The organism is Streptomyces monticola (genome assembly GCF_042665355.1).
Classification (GTDB): Bacteria; Actinomycetota; Actinomycetes; order Streptomycetales; family Streptomycetaceae; genus Streptomyces; species Streptomyces monticola.
Genome location: NZ_JBHTCF010000003.1, coordinates 158,592 through 179,621, shown reverse-complemented (window position 1 = coordinate 179,621; position 21,030 = coordinate 158,592). Strand labels below are relative to the sequence as shown.

Here is a 21,030-nt window from a genome sequence, read left to right as displayed (position 1 = left end):
CTGCTCCGCTCACGACATCCGCATCTGCCGCTACTGCCCGCCGGGCGGTGACGATGGCTGGCAGTAGCCCCGGGCCACCCGGACCGGTACCGGGGCCCCTCGTGAACGGGAGGCGAGAGCCATGACGGCCTCGTATGCACAGGAACGTCCGGCACCCGCGACCGGCGCGTACGACATCGATCCGCGGACGTCGCGGCTGCGCTTCAGGACCCGGGCCGTCTTCGGCCTGATGCCGGTGCGCGGCACGTTCACCCTCACCCGGGGCCGGATCGTCGTGGCGGAGCCGGTGGCGCGCTCCAGCGTGGAAGTGGTGGTCGGGGCCGCGAGCTTCGACTCCGGTCTGCGGCGCAGGGACGAACACGTCCGCTCCGACGACTATCTGGGCGCCGTGGCGCATCCCGAGATCATCTTCCGCAGCGAGGAAGTGCGCGACTCCCGCGGCGAGGAAGTGCGCGACTCCCGCGGCGACGAAGGGCGCGACGTCGCTCAAGTGGCCGCGCTGGCGGGCGAGTTGACGGTGCGCGGGGTGACCCGGCCGGTCGCCGTCGCGGTGGAGACCGTCGAACTCGACGGCCCTGGCCTTGTCGTCACCGGGAGCGCCGCCGTCGACCGCTACGCATTCGGCATCACCACCGCCAAGGGGATGACGGGCCGATGGGTGCGGATCGACCTGGAGGTACGGGCCCGGCGCCGACCCGTTTGAATGATCACCGACAGGGCAGGCGTGCCCTCTCCTGTGCGAGTCGAACGCGACGGCGCAACGACGAAAGGCGGCACATCGTGATCGGTCCCGGCAACGGTCAGTGGGTCCGCACCCGCACGGAGGCGGACGCCAAGAACTTCCTGGCGGAGAAGCAGATGGAGCAGGAGCGGGCGCAGCGGCCCGGAGCCGGTACCGCGATCGCCGGGTTCCTGGTCCTCGCCGCACTGGCCGCCTGGCTGATCTGGGCGATCGTCTCCTGATTCATGAGGCGCCGCGCCGCGAGCGCACGGCGGTGACGGCCACTGTCGCGTAGCGCATCGTGAAGCTGCCGCCCCGAGCGTCGATGGCGGCGCCGATGCCGTTCTGGATCTCTTCCAGGCGGTCGGCCGGCAGCCGGGTGAAGACGCCGAACGTGGGCAGCTGGTCGAGCCAGGCCTCCCGTGTGTAGGGCCACTCCCAGTCGAAGCGCCACTGTTCCACTGCGCCGAAACCGCCCGCCTCACGGATGCCGTCGGCGGCCTTGGCGAACAGCGCCTGGTAGCCGTCCACGCCCTGCGGGTCGACTGCCGAGACGTCGAACGGCGCGTCGGGCCATGCCTGTTGGCAGGCCGCGACGAAGGCTTCTGCCAGATCGGGCGGCAGCTGGAAGGCGTTCCAGAACGCCGCGAGCCGGCCGCCGGGCCGCAGCACCCGCGCCGCCTTGGCCGCGCCCGCGACCGGGTCGACCCAGTGCCAGGCCTGGCCCGCCACGACCGCGTCGAAGCTCCGCCCGGCCGGGTCCCAGGCCTCGAAGGTCGCGACCTCGGCCGCGACTCCGCCGCGCTGCGCCGCCGCGGCCATCCGTGCGTCCGGCTCGACCCCGAGCACCGTGCAGCCGGCGGCCTGGAACTGCCGGGCGTCGATCCCGGTCCCGCAGCCGACAGAGAGGACTTCGGGCCCGGGGCTGCCCGCGATGATCCGGTCCACCATGGCGTCGGGGTAGCGCGGTCGGACCCGGTCGTAGCGCTCGGCGTCCGAGCCGAACGACTCGGCGGCGCCCCGGAGTTGATGGGGCCCGACCGGCTGTGGGCGGGGGGCGTCGGCCGGGCCCTGTGATCCGCCGGACGCCGCTTCGGAAGGTATAGTGGGCATGCGCCCACTATTAGTGGGCGCCCGCCCACTCGTCAACCGGGTGGCCCGGGGAACGGTGAACGAGGGGGCGATGCACGGTGCCGACAGGAGTGGCCATCCGCGATGTGCGTGAGCAGCTGTTCGACGCCGCCGAGCGCGTGCTGCTCAGGGACGGACCGAGCGCGCTGACCAGCCGGGCCGTCACCGTGGAGGCGGGCTGCGCCAAGGGCGTGCTGCACCGGCACTTCGCCGACTTCGACGCGTTTCTGGCCGAGCTCGTACTCGACCGCGTCGCCAGGGTCGAGCACCGGGGTGCCGTGCTGCGCGACCGTGCGGGGGAGGGGACCGTCGCCGACAACCTCACCGGCACGCTCATCGACCTGTTCGGATCGGTCGCCGTCGCGATCGTCGGCCTAGTCACCTCCCGGGACGAACTGCGCGCCCGGCTGCGCGAGTCGAGGCCCACCGGTGTCCCGGTGCTGACCGAGGCCGCGGTCGTGATCGCCTCGTATCTCGTCGCCGAACGCGATCTGGGCCGGATCGCGGCCGACGCCGAGGTCGACACCCTCGCACCCACGTTGATCGGCGCCGTCCACATGCTGTTCGCCGACCGCAAGGGCGCGCCGCCGCAGGAGGCGGCCGTGCGGAAGGTCGTGACCGCGGTCGTGGCGGACGCCGGGTAGGAGGCCGCGGTGGCACGGGTGGCCCTCAACGGGCCGCAACGGACGGATGGTTGAGGGGGGAACCGTACGAGTGGTCACGAGCGCGCAGGTGTCCTGCCGGGCTTCCCGCGGTGCGCTCAGGTCTCCTGGCGCCGCCCGCGTCCGCAGGATCCGCCGGGCGACGGGGCCGGCAGGCCCGGCAGCAGGGCCCGGTGCTCCTCCGGGGTGATGCGCTCGGACAACAAGCGACTACGGCCGGTTGAGAGTGATCGAGTTGATCGGGCCGAGGTCGGCGTACACACCGGTCTTGGCCGCGATGGGGTCACCGCAGCCCGAACCGCCGGAGCCCGTGCACAGGCTCGCGGTCGCACCGCTGTGCTGGTTGTTGAGCACCCAGTGGTTGCCGAACTGGTTGCTCAGGTTGTGCGCCCCGTAGCTGTAGAAGATGTCACTCGGCTTCTGCGCGGGGTCCTGGTCCTTCGGGTAGATGCACACCGCCCCGTCCGGGCAGCCCGCCCATTCGTCGGCCGGCGCGGCCGAGGCGGTGCTGCCGAACGCCATGACGGCGACGGTGCCCGACGCGATCGCCAGCGCGGCCGTGGTACGGATCAGCTTGCGCATGATGTCCCCCTGATAGGTCGTCTGCCATGCGGATGTTCCGGTACTCCCGTGATCGGGAAGTTCCGGATGTTCCAAGCGGAACGTTCATCAGCCTGGCGCCGGACCTTGCCGGCGGTCGACGGGTTGCCCGTCGCCCATCGGGACGCGCTCTGGGAAATCCCGGCTGACCTGGGCGGTCATCGGACAGAGGGCAACGCGTCCCGGACCCGGCGGTCACTCCGATGTGAGCTTTCCTTCGACCCGGCGCGGAACGCCGTACGGGTTGTCGTCACGCAGCGGCGCCGGCAACAGGGCCTCCGGAACGTCCTGGTAGGAGACGGGGCGCAGGAACCGGTCGATGGCCAGGGAGCCGACGGAGGTGCTGCGTCCGTCGGAGGTCGCCGGGTAGGGGCCGCCGTGCACCATCGCGTGCCCCACCTCGACCCCGGTGGGCCAGGAGTTGAACAGCACACGCCCGGCGCGGCGTTCGAGCAGCGGCAGCAGCGCGCGCGCCCGGTCCAGATCGCTGTCGGCGGTGTGGACGGTGGCGGTGAGCTGGCCCTCGAGGCCGCGCAGTACCTCGGTGAGCTGGCTCAGGTCGTCGCAGCGTACGACAAGCGCTGCCGCGCCGAACATCTCGCGCTGCAGCCCGGGGTCGGCGAGGAAGGCCTCGCCGGAGACCGACATCAGCAGGGCCTGCCCCGGGGCGGCGCTGTCGGCGGCGGTGCCGCGGGCGAGGACGGTGACCTCCGGGTGTGCCGCCACGGCCGCGCTCTCGGTGCGGTAGGAGCGGGCGATGTGCGGTGTGAGCATCGTGGCGCCGGCGTCGCTCTCCACCCGCTTCGCGGCGGACCGCAGAAAGGCGTCGAGCCCGGCGTCGGCGACGGCGAGGACCAGGCCGGGGTTGGTGCAGAACTGGCCGGCGCCCAGGGTGAGAGAGCCAACGAAGCCGGTGGCCAGTGCGTCGGCCCGCTCGGTGAGCGCGCCGGGCAGGAGCACGACCGGGTTGATGCTGCTCATCTCGGCGTAGACCGGAATGGGCTCGGGACGTTCGGCGGCGGCCTGGCTCAGCGCGAGGCCCGCGGCACGGGAGCCGGTGAACCCGACGGCCTGGACCCGGGGATCGCGCACGAGCCGTCCGCCGAGGATGGGGCCGTCGCCGATGAGCAGCGAGAAGACACCGTCGGGCAGCCCGGCCTCGGTGACGGCGGCACGTATCGCGTGCGCGGCGAGCTCGGAGGTGCCGAGGTGGGCGTCGTGCGCCTTGACGACGACGGGGCAGCCGGCGGCGAGCGCGGAGGCGGTGTCCCCGCCGAGGACGGAGAAGGCGAGCGGGAAGTTGCTGGCTCCGAAAACCGCCACCGGGCCGACGGGGATGCGCAGTTGACGGATGTCGGGGCGCGGCTGCGGGGCGCGGTCGGGCAGGGCGGGGTCGATACGGGCGCCGTACCAGCCGCCCTCGCGCAGTACCTCGGCGAACAGCCGCAGCTGCCCGGTGGTGCGGGCGACTTCGCCGGTGAGGCGGGCCGTCGGCAACCCCGTTTCCAGATGGGCCCGTTCGACGAGGGCGTCGGTGGCGGCGGTGAGGTGGTGGGCGATCCGCTCGAGGAAGTGGGCGCGCTGCCCGGGGGAGGTGGCGCGGTAGTCGTCGAAGGCCTCGTCGGCGAGCCGGCAGGCACGGTCGACGACATCGGCGCCGCCGTAGCGGTACGGCGGGTCGAGGGCGTCGCCGGTCTGCGGGTTCACGGAGCGGACTTCGGCGCCGTCGCCGGTGACGCGTTCGGCGCCGATGAACATCGCTCCGTCGAGCGAGACGGTGGCGGCCTGGTCCTGGGGTGTTGCGGACACCGGAAGGTCCTTTCGTACGGAGGGAGCGGCGGGGCGGCCGGGCCGCCGGACGCGTTGGCGGTCAGGCGGTGACGGGCCTGTGGGAGGCGATCAGGGCGGTGAGTTCTTCGAGCTCGGCCGCGGTGAGATCGGTCAGTGGCGCGCGGACCGGGCCCGCCCCGTGCCCGGTCGCCGTCATGCCGGCCTTCACGATGCTGACCGCGTACCCCGCCTTGCGGTTGCGGATCTCGGTGTACGGCAGGACGAACTCCCGCAGGAGCCTGATGACGGTGTCGTGATGGCGCTCGCGGACCGCGTCGTAGAACTCGAGGGCGAGCCCGGGCAGGAAGTTGAAGATGGCGGAGGAGTAGGTGGTGACGCCGAGTTCGAGGTACGGCAGGGCGAAGGTCTCCGCGGTGGGCAGGCCGCCGACGTAGGTGAGGCGGTCGCCGAGCCGGGTGTAGATCCGCGTCATGGCGTCGATGTCGCCGATGCCGTCCTTGTAGCCGATGAGATTGGGGCACCGGTCGGCGAGCCGGGCGAGGGTGTCCGCGGTGTAGACGGCGTTGCCGCGGCCGTACACGATCACGCCGAGCGACGTGGCGCGGCAGACGGCCTCGACGTGCGCGGCCAGGCCCTCCTGGCCCGCCTCGGTGAGATAGGGCGGGAAGAGCAGGATGCCGTCGGCGCCGAGGCGTTCGGCGGCGCGGGCGAACTCGACGGCCGTGCGCGTGCCGTAGCCGGCGGGCGCGAGGATCGGAGTGCCGGCGGGGGCGCTGCGCACGGCGGCGGTGACCACCTGCTCCACCTCGGCCGCGGTCAGGGAGAAGAACTCACCGGTGCCGCCGGCCGCGAACAGGCCGCCCACCTCGTACTCGGCCAGACGCGCGATGTGCTCGCGGTAGGCACTCTCGTCGAAGTCGTGCCTGTCGGCCGTGAAGTGGGTGACGGGGAAGGACAGCAGGCCCGAGCCGATGCGCAGGCCGAGCTCGGCCGGAGTGAGGGAGGTCATGTGCGTACTGCTCCTGAAAGAACCCGAAGGGGGAAGAGGGTGCGTACGAGCCCGGCTGCCAGGCTACGCACGCTTGCCGGTCTCGTGGGTGGCCCGGGTCCAGGCGCGGGCCTGGTCGGTGAGCGTGATGCCGAGACCGGGCCGCGAGGGCACCTGCATCCGGCCGCCGCTGATGGCGAGACGCTCGTTGAACAGCGGAGCGAGCCAGTCGAAGTGCTCCACCCAGGGCTCGATCGGATACGCGGCGGCCAGGTGGAGATGGATCTCCATGGCGAAGTGCGGGGCGAGCTGGAGCTGGTGGTGCTCGGCGAGCGCGGCGAGCTTGAGGAACTGGGTGATACCGCCGATGCGCGGGGCGTCGGGCTGGATGATGTCGGCGGCGCCCTGCCGGATCAGCTCCCAGTGCTCGGCGACGCTGGCGAGCATCTCGCCGGTGGCGACCGGAGTGTCGAGGGAGGCGGCGAGCGCTGCGTGGCCCTGTGCGTCGTAGGCGTCCAGGGGCTCCTCGATCCACCCGAGGCCGAACTCCTCAAGGGCCCGGCCCATGCGCTGGGCCGTGGGACGGTCCCACTGCTGGTTGGCGTCGACCATCAACGGCACGTCGTCGCCGATGCGTTCACGCACCGCGCTCAGCCGGCGCAGATCCTGCTTGCCGTCCGGATGCCCCACCTTGATCTTGATGCCGCCGATACCGCTGGCCAGTGACGCGGCCGCGTTGTCGAGGACCTGCTCGGTCGGCGTGTGCAAAAAGCCGCCGGAGGTGTTGTAACAGCGCACGGAGTCGCGGTGGGCACCCAGGAGCTTGGCGAGCGGCAGACCCGCGCGCTTGGCCTTCAGATCCCACAGGGCGACGTCGTACGCGGCGATCGCCTGGGTCGCGAGTCCGCTGCGGCCCACCGACGCGCCCGCCCACACCAGCTTGGTCCAGATCCTGCCGATGTCACTGGGGTCCTCACCGAGCAGCGAGTCGGCGATCTCCTTGGCATGGGCGAACTGGCCAGGACCGCCGGCCCGCTTGGAGTAGCTGAATCCGATGCCCTCGTGCCCCTGCTCGGTCTCCAGCTCCACGAACAGGAACGCCACCTCCGTCATGGGCTTCTGGCGCCCGGTGAGGACCTTGGCGTCGCTGACCGGGGTGGCAAGGGGCAGGGTGACCGAGGAGAGCCTGATCCAGGAGAGCTTGTCGAGGGTCGCCTCACCTGCGAGCTGCGCGGCGTCGGTTGTCGTGTGGGGCATGGTCACCACTTCGTGTCCCTGGGGTGTGCGGCGGATGCGGCCGGCCCGCGGCGGGCCTGGCGGCTGCCCATACGGCCGGCAGCTCGCCGGTTGACTCCCCTTGAAGCTAAGGTCAGCGATCGATCCACGTCCAACATTGATTTTGGATGCGCTGATACCCGGAGGGAATCGTTGTTCACCCTGGCGCAACTCGCCAGTTTCGTGGCGGTGGCCGAGGAACTGCACTTCACCCGGGCCGCGGAGCGGCTGCAGATGACCCAGCCGCCCCTGAGCCGGCAGATACAGGTCCTGGAGAACGGCCTGGGCGTGCAGCTCCTCGACCGCACGAACCGGTCCGTGCGTCTGACCCCCGCAGGGCGTGCCTTCCTCAACGAGGCCCGTCGCATCCTGCGCCAGGCCGAGCACGCCACCCTGGCGGTACGGCAGGTCTCCGCAGGCGAGGCCGGCTCCCTCGCCATCGGGTTCACCGCGGCGAGCGCCTACTCGGCCCTCGGCACGCTGCTCGACGTGGCCCGCGCCGCCGTGCCCCGCGCGGAGATCCGGCTGCAGGAACTCGTCACCCGCGACCAGCTGGAGGCCATCACCGAGGGCTCACTCGACCTCGGCATGATCCGCCCCACGCACATCGGCCCCGATCTGCGGACCCGGCCCACCGTGCGGGAAGGGCTGCTCGCCGCCCTGCCGTCGGACCATCCGCTCGCCGCCCGCGAAGGCGGTCTGCGCGTGGCCGACTTCGACGGGCAGCAGGTGCTCATGTACTCGCCGGTGGAGGCCCGCTACTTCCACGAGCTGCTCGTCAGCATCTTCCGTGCCGCCCAGGTCACACCCGAATTCACCCAGTATCTGAGCCAGGTCCACAGCATTCTGGCGATGGTGAACGCCGGCTGGGGCATCGCCCTCGTCCCGGAGGCGGCCGCGCAGATGCAGTTCGCCGGGATCACCTTCAAGCCGCTGACGCTGCCCAAGCCCAAGCCGGTCGAGCTGAATCTGGTGTGGCGGAAGAACAACGACAACCCCGCGCTGCACGCCCTGTTGAGCCGGTTGTGAGCCGGGTGCCCGCCGCCACCGTCAGGAGCCTCGGGAGCGTCAGGACCCGCGCCCCGTTCGCGGCCTGCGGCCCGTGGACGCCGGTGCGATGCGCAGTCCGTAGCGCGCCCACAGAACCTTCTGCGTGAACAGGGTGGCCGTGCCGGCGACGAGCATGCCGGCGAGGTTGACGCCGAGCTGGATGAGGGAGGCGTACACCTCGTGCCAGTGCTGCAGCGGAATGGCGACGGCGAGGTTGCCCGCCGCGGGGACGGTCGTGACCGAGATGAACACGCCCACGAGCGCCGAGGACTTGCCCGCGGTCAGCGACAGGATGCCCGCGACGCCCGCGAGGAGCGACACGATGAACGACCACCGGTCCGGGTGGATGATGAAATCCGTCAGCGGCCGGTCGTCGAGCATGTCCGGAGTTATCCAGCCGAGCAGCTTGGACACGGTGGCACAGACCAGCGTGACGGCCACGGCCACCGTGAAGCCGATGACCAGGGCGTAGACCGCTGAGCGGATGAGGCCCCTGTCACGTTCGAGCACCCCGAAGCAGGCCGCCGCGACCGGACCGAACTCCGGGCCGAGGACCATGGCGCCGACGATGAGGATCGGCTGGTCAAGGAGCGCGCCGATCGCCGCGATCTGGGTCGCCAGGGCGAGAAACGCCAGATAGGACCAGGTGATCCGGGTGTCCGCCGAGACCCGGGCCGCCAGCTCCTCCCACACGACCGCGTCCGCCGGATCTCCCGGCGCCTTCTCTTCGGCGAGCTCAGCCGCCGTGGAGATCGACAGATCCAGCTGCTCCACCGTGATGGCGCCGGTGTCCTTGAGGCCGAGCGCGCGCAGCTCCTGGAGCACTGCGTTGGCCGCTTCCCGAGCGACGTCGAACTCGACGAAGTCGCCCTTCGGGGATACCGCGGCCCCCGGGAGCCTGACCACATTGACCACGGCCGGAGAGTGCGTGGCAATGTGCAGCACCTCGTCGGTGCGCGTCTCAGGACTGATCACTCGTACATGCAGCACGCGCGGCATTCTGCCCGGTCCCGGTCAGGGAGGCCAACCTCGACAGCAGGTGGAGCAGCGTCACTGCGCGTTTCACCTGAAACCGAAACGGAACGTCATAAATTGCGGGAATGTCACAGAGATTCAGAACGCTCAGAGACCTCGGCCGTGCCGCCACCCCCGCCGCTTCGCGGCTGCTGAACGGCACGCGGACACTCCGGAGCGGCTTGGAGTTCCTCTCGACACGAGTGGAGTTCATTCAGGGACGCGGCTCGGGGTGGGGCTGGGACCACCGGGGCGAGGCGCTGGCCGCGGCGCGGTTCCTGCGCGGCGTCGAGCACCCGGTGATCTTCGACGTCGGCGCCAATTACGGTCAGTGGGCGGCCGGGATGACAGCCGCACTGGGCGACCGCCCGCACCGTATGTATCTCTTCGAACCGCAGGCCGCGTGCCACGCGACGCTGGCGGCACAGGCGAGCGCGCACCGTGTCCTGGTCCCCGCGGGCCTGGGCGCCGAGCCCGGCAGCGCACCCCTGCACACCGCGACGCCGGGCTGGTCGAGGGCCTCCTTCTACGCCCAACGGGACGGCGACGGAGCCGACTTGACCCGGCACAGTGACTCCGTCGACGTGCGCACGGTCGACCAGGAGATGGCACGGCTCGGCCTGGATCACATCGACCTGATGAAGATTGATGTCGAGGGTGCCGAGAGGGAAGTGCTGCACGGCGCGCGGGCGGCACTGTCGAGCGGCCGGATCACGACACTCACCTTCGAATTCGGTGCGCCCAACCTGGAGTCACGCACCTTCTTCCGCGACTTCTGGCAGGTGCTCTGCCCGGCCGGTTACGCGATCTGGCGTATCTGCCCGGGCGGGGTGCTCTTCCCCGTCACCGCCTACCAGGAGCGCCTGGAGCACTTCTCCTCGGTGAGCAACTACATCGCTTCTCTCCGCCGGGACTGAGCGGCACAGGCGCCGCAGGAGTCACAGGGCGACCAGTGTGCGTGACCGTTCCAGGACCCCCGCGGCGCGGCGCTGGCGGAGGTGGGGGCGCAGGTGCTGGGCCAGTTGCGCTATTTCCTGGCGGACTTGGGCGGAGTGGAGATGGGGGTAGTGATCGAGGAAACGGTGCCAGTGGGTGCAGGCCGCCTCCAGCTGCCCCGCGTGCAGGAGGGCGCGGGCGAGGCGGGCGTGGGTGAGGGCGAGGGGGCGGTGCTGGCCCGTCGGACGGTGTTCGAGCGAGGTCTCCAGACAGGCCTGGCCCTCCGGGCGGTTGCCGAGGGCCAGAAGCGCCTCGGCCCGCTGGTAGTCGAGACCGGCGCGGGGGTACGACGCGAAGGGACCGGCCGGGCTGCCCGCCCGGCTGTGCAGCCGCTCGGCGGTGACCAGATCGTCCAGGGCCGCCCGGCGGTGCCCCTCCTGGGCGCGGGCGAGCGCACGCTGGACGAGAAGGAAGGCGAGGGTGTCCGCGTCGGCCCCGCTGCCCGCCGCCTCCACCGCCGACTCCGACACCTGCAGGGCGTACAGATGGTGGCGCAGGCGTCCGGCCTGTGCCCCCATGGCGCGCAGAGTGATCGCGTACTGCCGTCTGTTGCCCGCTTCCTGGGACAGACTCAGGGCCAGATGGAAGTAGCGCTGGGCGAGACCCGGGCGGTCGTCGTCGGCGCTCATCTCGGCCAGGAGATGGGTCAACTGGGCCGTGGACGTGAGGAGTTCGGCGCGGATGCGGTCGGGGGCCGGGCGGGAGAGCAGTCGGCTGGCGTCGTCGCCGATGTAACTGACCAGGGCCGTACGCGCATGCCCGCCGCCGTGGCGCAGGCTGGCACCGGCGAACAGGCGCGTCATCTCCTCCAGCGCCTCGACCTCGGCCGCGTTCCCCGGTCCGGCCGTGCTTGCGATGCCGGCCGCGCTTGCGATGCGGGCCGTGCTTGCGATGCCGGGCGTACTCGCGATGCCGGGCGTACTCGCGATTCCCGGCTCTGACGAAGGCGGTGCCGCACAGTCGTCCTCGTCCGTCCGCCAGGTGAGCGAGGACACCGTCCCAAGGGTGTACGCGCCGGCGGCCAGGGAAGCGCGGAGCTCGGGGTCCGCGTCCTCGCGGCACAGCTCCATGAGGCCGGGCAGGGCGTCGGCGCCTCCGGGGTCCGCAGGGGGAGCGGGCGCGGGCCGGTCCTCGGTGATGGCGGCGTCCAACGGCGTGACGAGCCTGCCGAGCCGCTGCGTGAACGCGGCGGCGACCAGATCGGGAACCGGCGGCCGGGGCCGGGAACCGGTCAGCCAGTGAGCCACCGAGGTGCGGTCGTACCGCAGGCGCACCCCCTGAGCCGTGCCCAGTGCGTTGACGGCACGGGCCAGTTCCCCCGCACTCCACTGCGCCTCGCGCAGCAGTGCGGCAAGTTTGCGGTTGGGGTCGTGGCGTGCCATGTTCCGCTCTCCCGGCCGTGTCGTGCGATCACGTTCCCCGCGGCCGGCCGGTGTGCGGGTCGGCTGCGCAGAGGCATGCGAACTGCCCCGAAGGTGGGTGTATGCCCCATGCTACTCCGCGGCCCCTGCGTTCAACGCGTTCACGCTTCACCCGGGAAATGGCCTTCTCCCGCACGCCTGTTGACCTTCGAATGGAGGGGCGGGCGGCGGTCCGAGCATCGCAACGCCCCGTGGAGCCACCGAGGGAAGACAGAAAGAGCGAACGGTGAACGTGGGCGACAGGTGCAAAGGGTTCGTGCAGTACTTCAACCGGGACGGCGGCTACGGCTTCGTCGTCCCGTACGGCGGACAGGACGCCGTCTATGTCGACGGTGCCGATATCGAGGACGAGCGCCAGGTCCTCTCGGAGGGCCAACAGGTCACCTTCACACTGGAGTTGGGCGAGCGCCGGTTCGAGGCACGCAGGGTGCGCCCCTGACGGCCGGCGCCCGACCACCGCTCCTATCGGGCCGTCGCCCGTCCGGTGTCCACGGCGGCCGCCGCGTTCCAGGCCTGTTCGAGCGAGCGGGTGAGTGCGACCACCGAGCGCACTCCGGGCAGCGCGATCGTGCCGCCGACGAGCATGAACGGCACGCCAAGGGCCCCGAGTTCGCGCAGCTGCCGGGAATCGGAACGGACCGCGTCGGCGTACGCCGTGGTGTCGGCGAGCACCTCGCGGGCCGCCGCGGCGTCCAGGCCCGCCTCGGCGGCCAGGGCGACGAGCCGATCGTCGCCGTCGAACAGGGAGCGCTCCTCGGCGTAGTTGGCGCGGAAGAGCAGATCGAGCAGCTCGTGGTCACGGCCCCGCGTCCTGGCGAACTGCAGCAGCCGGTGCATGTCGTGGGTGTTTCCGTGGTCGCGGCCCTGGATGTACGCGAGCCCTTCGGCGGCGGTCAGCCGGGTGAGCCGGCGCTCGTTGTCCAGCGCCTGTTCCTCGGACCACTGGTGGGACGACATCAGCATCGGGATGACGGCCTCGACATCGTGCTTGGCGCGGTGCGGGTCCAGTTCGAAGGACCGGTGCACGACCTCGACCCGGTCCCGGTGCGCGAAGGCGTCGAGCGCCTTCACGAACCGGGCGCGGCCGAGGTAGCACCAGGGGCAGGTGATGTCCGACCAGATGTCCACGCGCATCGGGCGGGCTCCTTTCGTTCGTGACGGTCACCGCATGCAACTCCGGCCACCGCCGTAAAGGTCCCGTGGACCGCCCGGTGTATCGGGGCGCCGCAGATGAACGTCGTATCAGCTGCGTCGCGCGCGGATGCGCCGCAGCACCACGACCACCACGACCGCCAGCGCCACGGCCGATCCCGCCGCGGACCATATCGCCGGGCCCGGCCGGGCGCCGGAGCCGCCGGTGTCCACGCCGGTCGCCGTCACCGCCACAGGCGCCGTGTTGCTAGCCGGTAGCGCAGGACACCGTGGGCGCCGGGCTCGGCTCCCGGGGCCGGCCTGACCTCCAGCTGCTGCGTGGTCCAGGATTCCGGATCGGGGTTCAGGCCCAGCGGGCAGGTGAACCGCGGCATCCGCACCCGGCCCGCACAGCCGTCCGGCCCTGATGCGAGGACGGCGACACCGTCGAGCCCCGAGGCGTCCACCGCCAGCTCGCCGGTGGCGCAGGGCCGTTGTGGGTGAACTTGAGGCTCAGCATCTCCGCCCCGGGGCGTGCGCGCCCCGGGGTGCAGTGACGCGTAGAACAGCTCCGGGCTGATGTCGCGCAGCCCGGTCACTGCCGGGGCCGTGGCCGGTGCCGCTGCTCGTGGCGGGGCCGGTGCCGCCGCCGGGGCCGCCGTCTCCGTAGCGGCCAGGGAAGCGAGTACGCCGAGTACGCCGATCACCCTGCCCCGAACGGCCGGTGCACGTCGTACACGGAGCTGAGACTTGACTGCGCCACGGGCCATGGAGCCGCAGTCTGCACCAGGAAACAGAGGTGCTCCAGGCTTGGGAGAGAGGCCGTCGACGACGGTGCCCGTGGTGCGGGCCGTCAGGTGCGGGGGTGGTGTGACCTGTGAGGGCCTGCGCGTGCTCCCGGTTGGTGCATCCGGTGCGGACGCCGGTGGCTTGCGCTCTCCTCTGCGCACGGTGTGCGCCCCCTCACGGGGGTTCGGTTGAGGGGCGCGAAGGTGCTACCCCTGAAGACGAACAGATTCTCGCTCCAAAGCGATCCGGTCCGATCCAGTCCGAACTAGTCCGTACCAGTTCGTCCCGGGCCGACCACGGCCGACCCATGCAGGCCCATCCCCCGTCCACCCATGCGTGCTGCACAGCGAAGGAGTGATCGTATGACGCCTTTTGACACCGGGAGGCTGTGCGCGATCGTCAAGATTCTGGACCAGGCGAGCATGCAGCTGCGCCTTGCCGCTCGTGAGGTGCCCGGTTCCACGGCGCCGGAGATCACCTCGCTCCTCGGTGTCTCGGAGCACGCCTCGGCCGGTGTCCGGCGTGCCCTCGTCCATATCCGCAACGGTGAGACCCAACGTGCGCTCGCCGAACTGGAAGGGGCCGGGAAAGGGCCGCGCGGACAGGACTTCGGCACGGCCTGGATGCCCCGGCCGCTGCCGGCCCGGGTGACCACGGCGCTCCGTCTGATGCGGGGGATCACCGGCTTCTTCCCGGCCGAGACCGAACAGGCACTGGTCCAGAAACTGCATCCGGCGGGGTGGGCGGCGGCATCGTCGCCGGCCGGGTAGCGAGCGGCGGGCACGGCCCGAGGAGTGCCCCATCAGGCGGGGTGCCGGCACAGTTCCGGCCCCCGCCTCCCGCTGCCCCGGCAACATCCGCCTGCCCGGGCGGAGTTGACGGCGCACCCTGGCGAACGCCGAGATCGCTACCGCGAGGGGACGGGGACTGAGGCATGCACATGCCCGCCAGGGACGGAGCGGACCGCGTACAGGGCGAGGAGGAGGAAAGCGCGGCGGTGCAGGACGTGGAGCACGACGAGATACTTCCGTCCGAACCCGGGCATGGCCCGCTGGGGCCGCGGCGCGCGCTATGCCACGGACCCGGACAGGCCCTGGCGGAACGTCCCGTTCACCGGAAGCGCCGTACGCGGACCCTGATCCCGGAGACCGCAGCGGCCCGCAGAGGGTGCGGTGACCGCGGTGACCGGGATCAGAGACACGGCCATCCTGCTCGCCGGCTACTCGTCGATCGCCGCACCGAACGCGGACTTGGCGGACGGCGCCCCGAGGGTGCTCGCGCCGTAGGTCCAGGTGCCGTTCGCCGTGATGCCGCTCGTGCCGGCCGACATCACCCACACCCAGCCGTCACCGGAGTTCTCGCCGGGCGCCGAGGCGAGCAGACCGAAGCGCCCGTCGCTGTTGGGGTCGGTCAGACGCACCTGGGCGCCCCACTTGTCGCCCTTCTCCGCGGCGCCCGGCACGTTCGCCGAGTTCTGGTCCCAGGAGGCCGCCTTGTTCGCGGTCAGGCCGGCGGCCGAGCCGCGAAGCACCCATACGGCGCCCGCGTCGGCGACCGTGCCGATGTCCTCGCCGGGCGCGCCGATCGCCACATCCGCGTAGCCGTCCTTGTCGGTGTCCGCCACCGACAGATCGCCGCCCCAGCCGTCGCCGCGCTCGGCGGTGCCGGGCACGCCCGCGGTGTCCTGGGTCCACCACCGGACCTCGTCCGAGGGGCCGTCGGCACCGCCGTAGCGCACCCCGACAAGGCCGCCGGTCATCGTCTCGCCGCCGTCGTCGGGGGAGTTGGGCTCGCCGGTGACGAGGTCGTCGTAGCCGTCGTTGTTGATGTCGCCGGAAGCGGCGACCGGCCCGCCGCGCAGGTCGCGTTCCTGTACGAGCCCCTCCGCGTGCCCGGACAGATACGTCGACCAGCCGTGCCCCGGCTCCTCGGGGCCCACCGTCACACCGGACACCACGAGGTCGGCGTAGCCGTTGTCGTCGTAGTCGCCGGTGGTCAGGGACTTGGGCAGAATGTGCCGCTCCTCGCCAGGACCGGCAAGGCGCTGACGTGCCTGGCGCTTGAGCGGCGCGGCACCGTCGGCGCCCGCTGCGGGCTCGTACGCGAAGAGTTCGAGATCGTCGCGGTCCAGGACGCCGAGGACATCGCCCGGGGTGTCGCCGGTGAGGTGCGCCGCCGCGAGCGCGGACCCGAACTGCTCGCCCTTCGTGGGCTCCTGGGTCTGCAGCCAGTCGCTCGCCGCGCCGCTCAGGCCCTGCTTCGAGCCCCACAGCACGGTCACGCCGCCCGCGTCGGCGACCGCGGCGATGTCCTCGCCCGGTATGCCGACGATCGCGTCGTCGAAGCCGTCCCCGTCGAGGTCGCCGGTGGCCACCGCGGAGCCGAAGCCGTCCTGTGCCTCCGCGGCGCCCGCGACGCCGGCGGTCGACTGGCTGAAGCGGGCGATGTTCGTGGTGCCGATGCCTCTGGTCGAGCCGTACTGGACCGTGACAAGACCGGCGCCCTGCTGCCCGCTGACGGTCGCCTTGGGTGCTGCTACGAGCGTGTCCTCGTATCCGTCGCCGTTGAAGTCGCTGTTGCGGTCATTGGCGTGGGTGCCGCCGGGAGTTCCTGCGAACGCGGACGGTGCGGTGGCGATACCGGCGCCGGAGAGAATAAGAAATGAGGCCGCGGCGATGGCGGCCGAACGATTCTTGCGCACGAACGGCTCCTGAAAGGAAGGTGGCCGGGCTGGCGCGGGGATGTCCGGAAAGGGCCCGTTCCTTGTCCGGCGCCCTGTTCGACACGTCATGGGGGACAAGGGTTGTACGGGAGTTGCGGGGAAGTTGAACCCCGAGCGCTCCCCGGCGGCCGTGACCGCCGGGGAACGAGGGGGTGTTGAGGTGGTCGAGATGTGGGCGGGGCTGATCGGTGTGCGGAGCCGGTCGGTGCGCGGCGCCCGGGTTCAGTTGGTGAGCGTCACGCAGGGGAGGCCGACGCTCGCGTCACCGCGGAAGCCTTCCGCGCAGAGCCGCGTGCCCGCGGGGAAGTGGCGCTGGGGGTAGGCCTGGTCGCGATAGGTCCGGAACGCGTCGACGTGCTCGGTCTTGGTGTGGGCGCTCCAGCCGTCCGTGGTCCACACGCGGGCGCGGATGCTGTGCGGCTGGTTGGTGTTGGTCACCGACACCTCGACGCGGCCCAAGTAGGTGCCGCTGTCGTACGTTTCGATGCAGACGGAGTTGTTGCACCACTTGCCGTCGGCCACTGCCGACGGGCCGGATGCGAGGACGATTCCGAGGGTGGCGGCTGCCGCCCCGATGCTGGTGATGAGCTTGTGCGCGTTCACGCGCGCATCCCATCAGGCGGCCGGTGGCCTGCGCGCAAGGCGCGCCGCGCCCGGTCAGCAGTGCCAGCTGAGCGAACCCGTCAGGAGCTCGGCCCGCAGCTTCGGGTCGCGGACCGCGTCGGTCGGGTCGGTGGCGCGGGCCGTGAGGGTGTGCGGGCGGCCGTCGGCCGGGACGCCGAGGGCGCGGGGTGTGACCGCGGACTCGCCGCGGGCGCGGCGGACCTCACGGCCGTCGACGTACCAGCGCAGCTGCGCCCGGCCGGATGTCTCGACGCGTACACGCTCGGTGCGCCGCAGCCGCCGGTCGGTGGGCGTGGTGCTGGAGAGCACGGGGGCGTGCCGGTGGAAGCCGGCGATCATCGCCTCCCGTCCGGGCAGATTGAACTCGCGGCCGAGCGTCCGCATGATCGAGTCGCTCGTGGGCCGGTTGAGTCCGCGCGGGTGGTAGCCGCCGCCCTCGTAGGCGCCGACGGTGCCGCCGTCGGGCGACGGCTGTCCGAGCCAGCGGTACCACTTCGCCTTCTGCGCGCTCATCTCGGCGGCACTCAGCTTGGTGAGGTTGAGATCGCCCGGCTCGGGCCCGGTGTAGGTGCCCCCGTCGTCGTACCAGTACTCGTCGGCGAGCTTGCCGAGCGAGTGCCCGGTCTCGTGCACGGCCACCTGGTCGGAGTCGGCGTGGTCGGACGAGGCGGTGGCGATGCCGTCGTAGCCGGACGGCGAGGTGATGTCGAAGTAGCCCGCGCCGCCGTACTTGGCGGAGTTGCCGAGGACGACCACGAGATCGGGGTCGGCGGCCTTGCTCGCGTACGCCTCGACCTTGTTGGTGTCGACGCACAGCAGCCGCTCGATGCCGTCGCAGTGGAACTCCGAGCCCAGGGCGGTGTCCTTGCGGACATCGCTCGTCGGATCGCCCGAGACACCGGACTGCCGCGAGTGCGCGTCGACGGCCCAGACGTTGAACAGATCCTCGTACGAGGCGTACGGCTCGACGGCGGCCATCTCCGACCACTTGGCGCGTACGTCGGTGTGGAAGTCCCCCTGCTGGGCGGCGGTGTAGCCGTCACCGATGAAGACGACATCGAGCTTGACGTCGCTCGGCCCGGCCTGCACGACCGGGACGACATCCCCGTCGTCCGCGATCGTCGCCTTCTGCTTGGCGGAGAGCGGGGCGGACGCGGGCACGGTGGTGTGCCGTGGGTGGGCGCCGGGGCCGCTGAAGTACTCGACGCGCTCGGGGTCCTGGTCCTGCGCGAGAGCGGACGTGTCCGCCCGGCCGGCCCTGTCCGTCCTGTCGGTCCCGTCCGTGCCGCCGGGGCCCGCCTGGGCGGCCGGGGCCGTGACGGCGACGACCGCGGCCAGACCCGCGGCGAGGGCGACTGCGGATATTCGTCTGCGCATGGTGTCCTCCCGAGACGCCCACGGGCGCCGGTTCCGCGATATAAGTGGGGGGTGTAAGTGGTGAGTTAAACCGGGTTAAGTCGTGGTTCAACGTAGAGGCGGAAGGGGCGGCGGGCAACGCCCGGGACCCAAGTCGCGCACGGGAACGGTGAGTTCAGGCCAGGACCACCGACGGCTTCGCTGTCCCTGCCGCGCGCATCGGCCAGAGTGGTGCCCGGCCCCCGATCCACCGAGAGGCAGAAGTGGCGGAGAACAGCTCCGGCGGCACACCGGCCGCCGCCGAAGAACCCGCGGCGATCGGCCGTCGCGTCCTTCGTCTGCGCACGGAACGAGGCCTCACCCAGAGGCAGTTGGCCGAACCCGCCTACACACCCGCCTATGTCTCCACGCTGGAAGCGGGCAAGGCGCGCCCCTCGGAGGCCGCCCTGCGCCACCTCGCCGGGCGGCTCGGCGTCAGCCCCGAGGAACTCGCCACCGGACGCCCCCCGCACGTGGCCGCCGAACTGCGCCTGCAGCTGACCGACGCGCGGCGCGCCCTTGCCACCGGGGACCCCGAGGACGCGGCCGCCCTCTTCCGCGCGCTGCACGCCGAAGCCGTCGAGCAGGCGCTCCCGGCGGAACAGGCCGACGCGCTCCTCGGCCTCGGTGACTGTCTCCTCGAATCCGGTGAACTCCAGGACGCGCAGGACTGCTTCACCGCCGTCGAGCGGCTGCTCGCCGACGAGCCGCTGCCCCGCCGCGTCCCCGCCATCCGCGGCCGCGCGGGCGTGCACCGCCTCACCGGTGAACTCCGTTACGCCTGCTACCTGTTGGAGACCACCCTCGACCAGCTCAACGCCTCAGGCCTGCCCGACCCCGAGGCCCTGCTGCTGCTCTACACGGCGGCCATCGCGCCCTACATGGACATGGGAGCGCAGGCCCGCGCCGCGCACGCCGCCGAACTCGCCCTCGCCCTCGCCCCGCGAGTGGACGATCCGGCCCTTGTCGCCGGGATGCACCGCGGTGTGGCCAGGACGCTCATCGCGCAGGGGCGCCTCGCCGAGGCCGACGCGTCACTCGCCAAGGCCGGAGAGCTCTACCGGCAGCTGCACATCCACACCGAACTCGCCCACTGCCACTGGATGCGCGGATACGTGCACGCCCAGGACGGCGACCTGGAACGAGCCGAGCACGAACTGCGCACCGCCCACGGCATGCTCGCCTCCAAGCGGGCCGCGCTCTTCACCGAGCAGGTCGAGGTCGAACTGGCGGATGTGCTGCGCAGGCGCGGCAGGCCCGAGGAGGCGGAGACGCTGCTGCGCCCCCTGCTCACCGCCGGCACGGACACCGCCGCCCTGCGGGTGGGCCGGGGCGCCGTGCACGCGGGCGCCGCCCACCGCCTGCTCGGCCGGATCGCCGAGGAGCGCGACGACACGGAAGCCGCCGAGGAGCACTACCGCGCGGCACTCCCCCTGCTCGAACGGGCGGGCGCGGTCGGCGACTTGGCGGACCTGTGCCGCCTCCTGGGCGATCTGCTGCGACGCACGGGACGGACGGAAGCCGCCCTCGACGCCTACCGCACGGGCCTCGCCCACCGGTCGACACCGGGCACGACCACCTTGGGGCCCGCGCCTGCCGCGCCACCTATGTGAGGGGCGCGGGCGGCGCTGGTCGCTGCGCGCGCTCGGCGCCGCTGCTTCAACAGGGACGGCGCACATCGCGCACATCGCGCACATCGCGCACATCGCGCACATCGCGCACATCGCGCACATCGCGCACATCGCGCACATCGCGAAGGTCTCGTAGGTCTCGTAGGTCGATGAATCCGTAGCCGTGGGCGCGGATCACCGCGATGAGGTGCGGCAGGGCTTCCACATCGAGCGGCAGCCGCCGACCGCCGGGGCCCCGGCCGACGTGCATCTGCAGGACCGCGCCGGGGCTGAGGGCGTCGAGAGCGCGGCGGACGACGCTGTCGACGCTCTGCCCGCGCCCCGGGCCCAGGTAGCCGAGGGTGTCCGTCGCGGCCTCCAGATCCACATAGCCCGCCTCGTGGACGCTCCTGAGGTTCGCGCCGTCGAACTCGCCGTAGGGGAAACGGAAGAACGGCGCCGGGGAGTGGCCGATCGCACGGGCGATGGCCTGGTGCGACCTGGTGATCTCCGTCCGCTGCCGGGTTCCGGTGAGCGAGGGGAAGTGCGGATGGGTGTGGGAGTGGTTCCCGACGACATGCTCGCGTGCCATGGCCCGGGTCTCCCGTGGGAACACCTGCGCGAACCGGCCGGTGGGGAAGAAGGCGGCGGGGACCTTCAGCTCCCTCAGCACACGCAGCGTTTCGCCGACCCCGTCCGTGTCCCACCCCGCGTTGAAGGTCAGCGCGACGGCCTTGTGGGGCGTCGGGAGATGGCGTACGGCATGGCCGTACAGGTCAGGGCCGGGGCACTGGGCCGACCGGGACGGCTGCGCCGCGGCGGAGCCGGTCGGGAGCGGCAGCGCCAGGGCGGCCGGGAGGACGAGGGCCGCGACGGCGACCCGGGCGATCCGTACAGCGCTCCGGGCGGTCCGTGCGGCGCTCTCGGTGTTCCGGGTGCTCCGTGCAGCGGTCCGTGCGATATCAGCGATGATGCCTCCCGCCACAGTCGCGTACTGCCACCCGGAGGCCGCCCCCGACCCCGCCGGGATCTGTCGGTCACGTCGCGCCCAGAGTATGCGCCACGGACCGGCCGCGCCTTGCGCGCCGGCGCTGTCCGGGGCCTCTGTGC

Annotated in this window: 22 protein-coding genes; 8 read left to right on the top strand and 14 right to left on the bottom strand. The window is 71.9% G+C overall.

What is annotated here, in order from left to right:
* The first annotated feature begins 121 nt into the window (after positions 1-121).
* Positions 122-703 carry a YceI family protein gene (locus ACFQVC_RS09220; RefSeq protein ID WP_381828772.1) on the top strand — a complete coding sequence of 194 codons (582 nt, stop codon included), beginning with the start codon at positions 122-124 and terminating at the stop codon, positions 701-703.
* A gap of 77 nt (positions 704-780) precedes the next feature.
* Complete coding sequence (locus tag ACFQVC_RS09215) at positions 781-963, top strand: hypothetical protein (RefSeq protein ID WP_381828770.1); 183 nt, start codon at positions 781-783, stop codon at positions 961-963.
* A gap of 1 nt (position 964) precedes the next feature.
* Here ACFQVC_RS09215 and ACFQVC_RS09210 read toward each other — a convergent pair whose 3' ends face one another.
* Positions 965-1,834 (bottom strand): class I SAM-dependent methyltransferase, encoded by an 870-nt coding sequence (locus tag ACFQVC_RS09210; RefSeq protein WP_381828768.1) that lies wholly within the window; start codon positions 1,832-1,834, stop codon positions 965-967.
* 77 nt (positions 1,835-1,911) lie between these two features.
* Between ACFQVC_RS09210 and ACFQVC_RS09205 the strand changes: the two genes are divergently transcribed.
* Positions 1,912-2,496, top strand: coding sequence for a TetR/AcrR family transcriptional regulator (locus ACFQVC_RS09205; protein WP_381828766.1), 585 nt, complete (start codon positions 1,912-1,914; stop codon positions 2,494-2,496).
* Between the two features lie 228 nt (positions 2,497-2,724).
* On the opposite strand, the gene ACFQVC_RS09200 is transcribed toward ACFQVC_RS09205, so the two are convergent.
* The 4 genes from ACFQVC_RS09200 to ACFQVC_RS09185 all read right to left on the bottom strand — a co-directional run bounded on the left by ACFQVC_RS09200 (position 2,725) and on the right by ACFQVC_RS09185 (position 7,150).
* A complete protein-coding gene (locus tag ACFQVC_RS09200; protein WP_381828764.1) occupies positions 2,725-3,096 on the bottom strand; it encodes a hypothetical protein in 372 nt (123 codons plus the stop codon).
* Positions 3,097-3,309: 213 nt separating this feature from the next.
* Positions 3,310-4,923, bottom strand: a complete 1,614-nt coding sequence (locus tag ACFQVC_RS09195) for an aldehyde dehydrogenase (NADP(+)) (RefSeq protein WP_381828762.1) — start codon at positions 4,921-4,923, stop codon at positions 3,310-3,312.
* 61 nt (positions 4,924-4,984) lie between these two features.
* A complete protein-coding gene (gene kdgD / locus ACFQVC_RS09190; RefSeq protein ID WP_381828760.1) occupies positions 4,985-5,914 on the bottom strand; it encodes a 5-dehydro-4-deoxyglucarate dehydratase in 930 nt (309 codons plus the stop codon).
* A 63-nt stretch (positions 5,915-5,977) separates the two neighbouring features.
* A complete protein-coding gene (locus ACFQVC_RS09185) occupies positions 5,978-7,150 on the bottom strand; it encodes an L-talarate/galactarate dehydratase (protein ID WP_381828758.1) in 1,173 nt (390 codons plus the stop codon).
* Between the two features lie 171 nt (positions 7,151-7,321).
* Between ACFQVC_RS09185 and ACFQVC_RS09180 the strand changes: the two genes are divergently transcribed.
* Positions 7,322-8,197 carry a LysR substrate-binding domain-containing protein gene (locus ACFQVC_RS09180; RefSeq protein WP_381828756.1) on the top strand — a complete coding sequence of 292 codons (876 nt, stop codon included), beginning with the start codon at positions 7,322-7,324 and terminating at the stop codon, positions 8,195-8,197.
* Positions 8,198-8,236: 39 nt separating this feature from the next.
* On the opposite strand, the gene ACFQVC_RS09175 is transcribed toward ACFQVC_RS09180, so the two are convergent.
* Positions 8,237-9,208 (bottom strand): DUF389 domain-containing protein, encoded by a 972-nt coding sequence (locus tag ACFQVC_RS09175; protein ID WP_381828754.1) that lies wholly within the window; start codon positions 9,206-9,208, stop codon positions 8,237-8,239.
* Between the two features lie 110 nt (positions 9,209-9,318).
* Between ACFQVC_RS09175 and ACFQVC_RS09170 the strand changes: the two genes are divergently transcribed.
* Positions 9,319-10,149 (top strand): FkbM family methyltransferase, encoded by an 831-nt coding sequence (locus ACFQVC_RS09170; protein ID WP_381828752.1) that lies wholly within the window; start codon positions 9,319-9,321, stop codon positions 10,147-10,149.
* A gap of 21 nt (positions 10,150-10,170) precedes the next feature.
* Here ACFQVC_RS09170 and ACFQVC_RS09165 read toward each other — a convergent pair whose 3' ends face one another.
* The gene (locus ACFQVC_RS09165) at positions 10,171-11,610 is read right to left on the bottom strand and encodes a tetratricopeptide repeat protein (protein ID WP_381828750.1); all 1,440 of its coding nucleotides are present in this window, start codon (positions 11,608-11,610) and stop codon (positions 10,171-10,173) included.
* A gap of 295 nt (positions 11,611-11,905) precedes the next feature.
* Here ACFQVC_RS09165 and ACFQVC_RS09160 point away from each other — a divergent pair, with 295 nt between their 5' ends.
* Positions 11,906-12,088 carry a cold-shock protein gene (locus ACFQVC_RS09160; protein WP_381828748.1) on the top strand — a complete coding sequence of 61 codons (183 nt, stop codon included), beginning with the start codon at positions 11,906-11,908 and terminating at the stop codon, positions 12,086-12,088.
* Positions 12,089-12,111: 23 nt separating this feature from the next.
* Here ACFQVC_RS09160 and ACFQVC_RS09155 read toward each other — a convergent pair whose 3' ends face one another.
* The 3 genes from ACFQVC_RS09155 to ACFQVC_RS09145 form a co-directional block, all read right to left on the bottom strand.
* Positions 12,112-12,783 (bottom strand): DsbA family oxidoreductase, encoded by a 672-nt coding sequence (locus tag ACFQVC_RS09155; RefSeq protein ID WP_381828746.1) that lies wholly within the window; start codon positions 12,781-12,783, stop codon positions 12,112-12,114.
* A 108-nt stretch (positions 12,784-12,891) separates the two neighbouring features.
* On the bottom strand, positions 12,892-13,029 hold the full coding sequence (locus ACFQVC_RS09150) for a hypothetical protein (protein ID WP_381828744.1): 138 nt from the start codon (positions 13,027-13,029) through the stop codon (positions 12,892-12,894).
* The gene (locus tag ACFQVC_RS09145) at positions 13,026-13,379 is read right to left on the bottom strand and encodes a hypothetical protein (protein ID WP_381828742.1); all 354 of its coding nucleotides are present in this window, start codon (positions 13,377-13,379) and stop codon (positions 13,026-13,028) included. The genes ACFQVC_RS09150 and ACFQVC_RS09145 overlap by 4 nt, the downstream gene beginning before the upstream one ends.
* A 552-nt stretch (positions 13,380-13,931) precedes the next feature.
* Between ACFQVC_RS09145 and ACFQVC_RS09140 the strand changes: the two genes are divergently transcribed.
* On the top strand, positions 13,932-14,339 hold the full coding sequence (locus tag ACFQVC_RS09140) for a hypothetical protein (protein ID WP_381828740.1): 408 nt from the start codon (positions 13,932-13,934) through the stop codon (positions 14,337-14,339).
* A 449-nt stretch (positions 14,340-14,788) separates the two neighbouring features.
* Here the strand turns inward: ACFQVC_RS09140 and ACFQVC_RS09135 are convergent, their stop codons facing one another.
* The 3 genes from ACFQVC_RS09135 to ACFQVC_RS09125 form a co-directional block, all read right to left on the bottom strand.
* Entirely contained in the window at positions 14,789-16,270 is a 1,482-nt protein-coding gene (locus ACFQVC_RS09135) for an FG-GAP repeat protein (RefSeq protein ID WP_381828738.1), read from the bottom strand.
* A 243-nt stretch (positions 16,271-16,513) separates the two neighbouring features.
* Positions 16,514-16,894, bottom strand: coding sequence for a hypothetical protein (locus ACFQVC_RS09130; RefSeq protein WP_381828736.1), 381 nt, complete (start codon positions 16,892-16,894; stop codon positions 16,514-16,516).
* Between the two features lie 54 nt (positions 16,895-16,948).
* Positions 16,949-18,292, bottom strand: coding sequence for a M64 family metallopeptidase (locus tag ACFQVC_RS09125; protein WP_381828734.1), 1,344 nt, complete (start codon positions 18,290-18,292; stop codon positions 16,949-16,951).
* 242 nt (positions 18,293-18,534) lie between these two features.
* Between ACFQVC_RS09125 and ACFQVC_RS09120 the strand changes: the two genes are divergently transcribed.
* The gene (locus ACFQVC_RS09120; RefSeq protein WP_381828732.1) at positions 18,535-19,923 is read left to right on the top strand and encodes a helix-turn-helix domain-containing protein; all 1,389 of its coding nucleotides are present in this window, start codon (positions 18,535-18,537) and stop codon (positions 19,921-19,923) included.
* Positions 19,924-19,969: 46 nt separating this feature from the next.
* Here ACFQVC_RS09120 and ACFQVC_RS09115 read toward each other — a convergent pair whose 3' ends face one another.
* Positions 19,970-20,905 (bottom strand): polysaccharide deacetylase family protein, encoded by a 936-nt coding sequence (locus ACFQVC_RS09115; RefSeq protein WP_381828729.1) that lies wholly within the window; start codon positions 20,903-20,905, stop codon positions 19,970-19,972.
* Positions 20,906-21,030 lie beyond the last annotated feature (125 nt).

Coding starts and splice junctions, on each gene's coding strand:
- ACFQVC_RS09140 (WP_381828740.1), top strand. CDS start 13,932: ATGACGCCTTTTGACACCGGGAGGCTGTGCGCGATCGTCAAGATTCTG.
- ACFQVC_RS09210 (WP_381828768.1), bottom strand. CDS start 1,834: ATGCCCACTATACCTTCCGAAGCGGCGTCCGGCGGATCACAGGGCCCG.
- kdgD (WP_381828760.1), bottom strand. CDS start 5,914: ATGACCTCCCTCACTCCGGCCGAGCTCGGCCTGCGCATCGGCTCGGGC.
- ACFQVC_RS09125 (WP_381828734.1), bottom strand. CDS start 18,292: ATGCGCAGACGAATATCCGCAGTCGCCCTCGCCGCGGGTCTGGCCGCG.
- ACFQVC_RS09170 (WP_381828752.1), top strand. CDS start 9,319: ATGTCACAGAGATTCAGAACGCTCAGAGACCTCGGCCGTGCCGCCACC.
- ACFQVC_RS09185 (WP_381828758.1), bottom strand. CDS start 7,150: ATGCCCCACACGACAACCGACGCCGCGCAGCTCGCAGGTGAGGCGACC.
- ACFQVC_RS09200 (WP_381828764.1), bottom strand. CDS start 3,096: ATGCGCAAGCTGATCCGTACCACGGCCGCGCTGGCGATCGCGTCGGGC.
- ACFQVC_RS09155 (WP_381828746.1), bottom strand. CDS start 12,783: ATGCGCGTGGACATCTGGTCGGACATCACCTGCCCCTGGTGCTACCTC.
- ACFQVC_RS09165 (WP_381828750.1), bottom strand. CDS start 11,610: ATGGCACGCCACGACCCCAACCGCAAACTTGCCGCACTGCTGCGCGAG.
- ACFQVC_RS09220 (WP_381828772.1), top strand. CDS start 122: ATGACGGCCTCGTATGCACAGGAACGTCCGGCACCCGCGACCGGCGCG.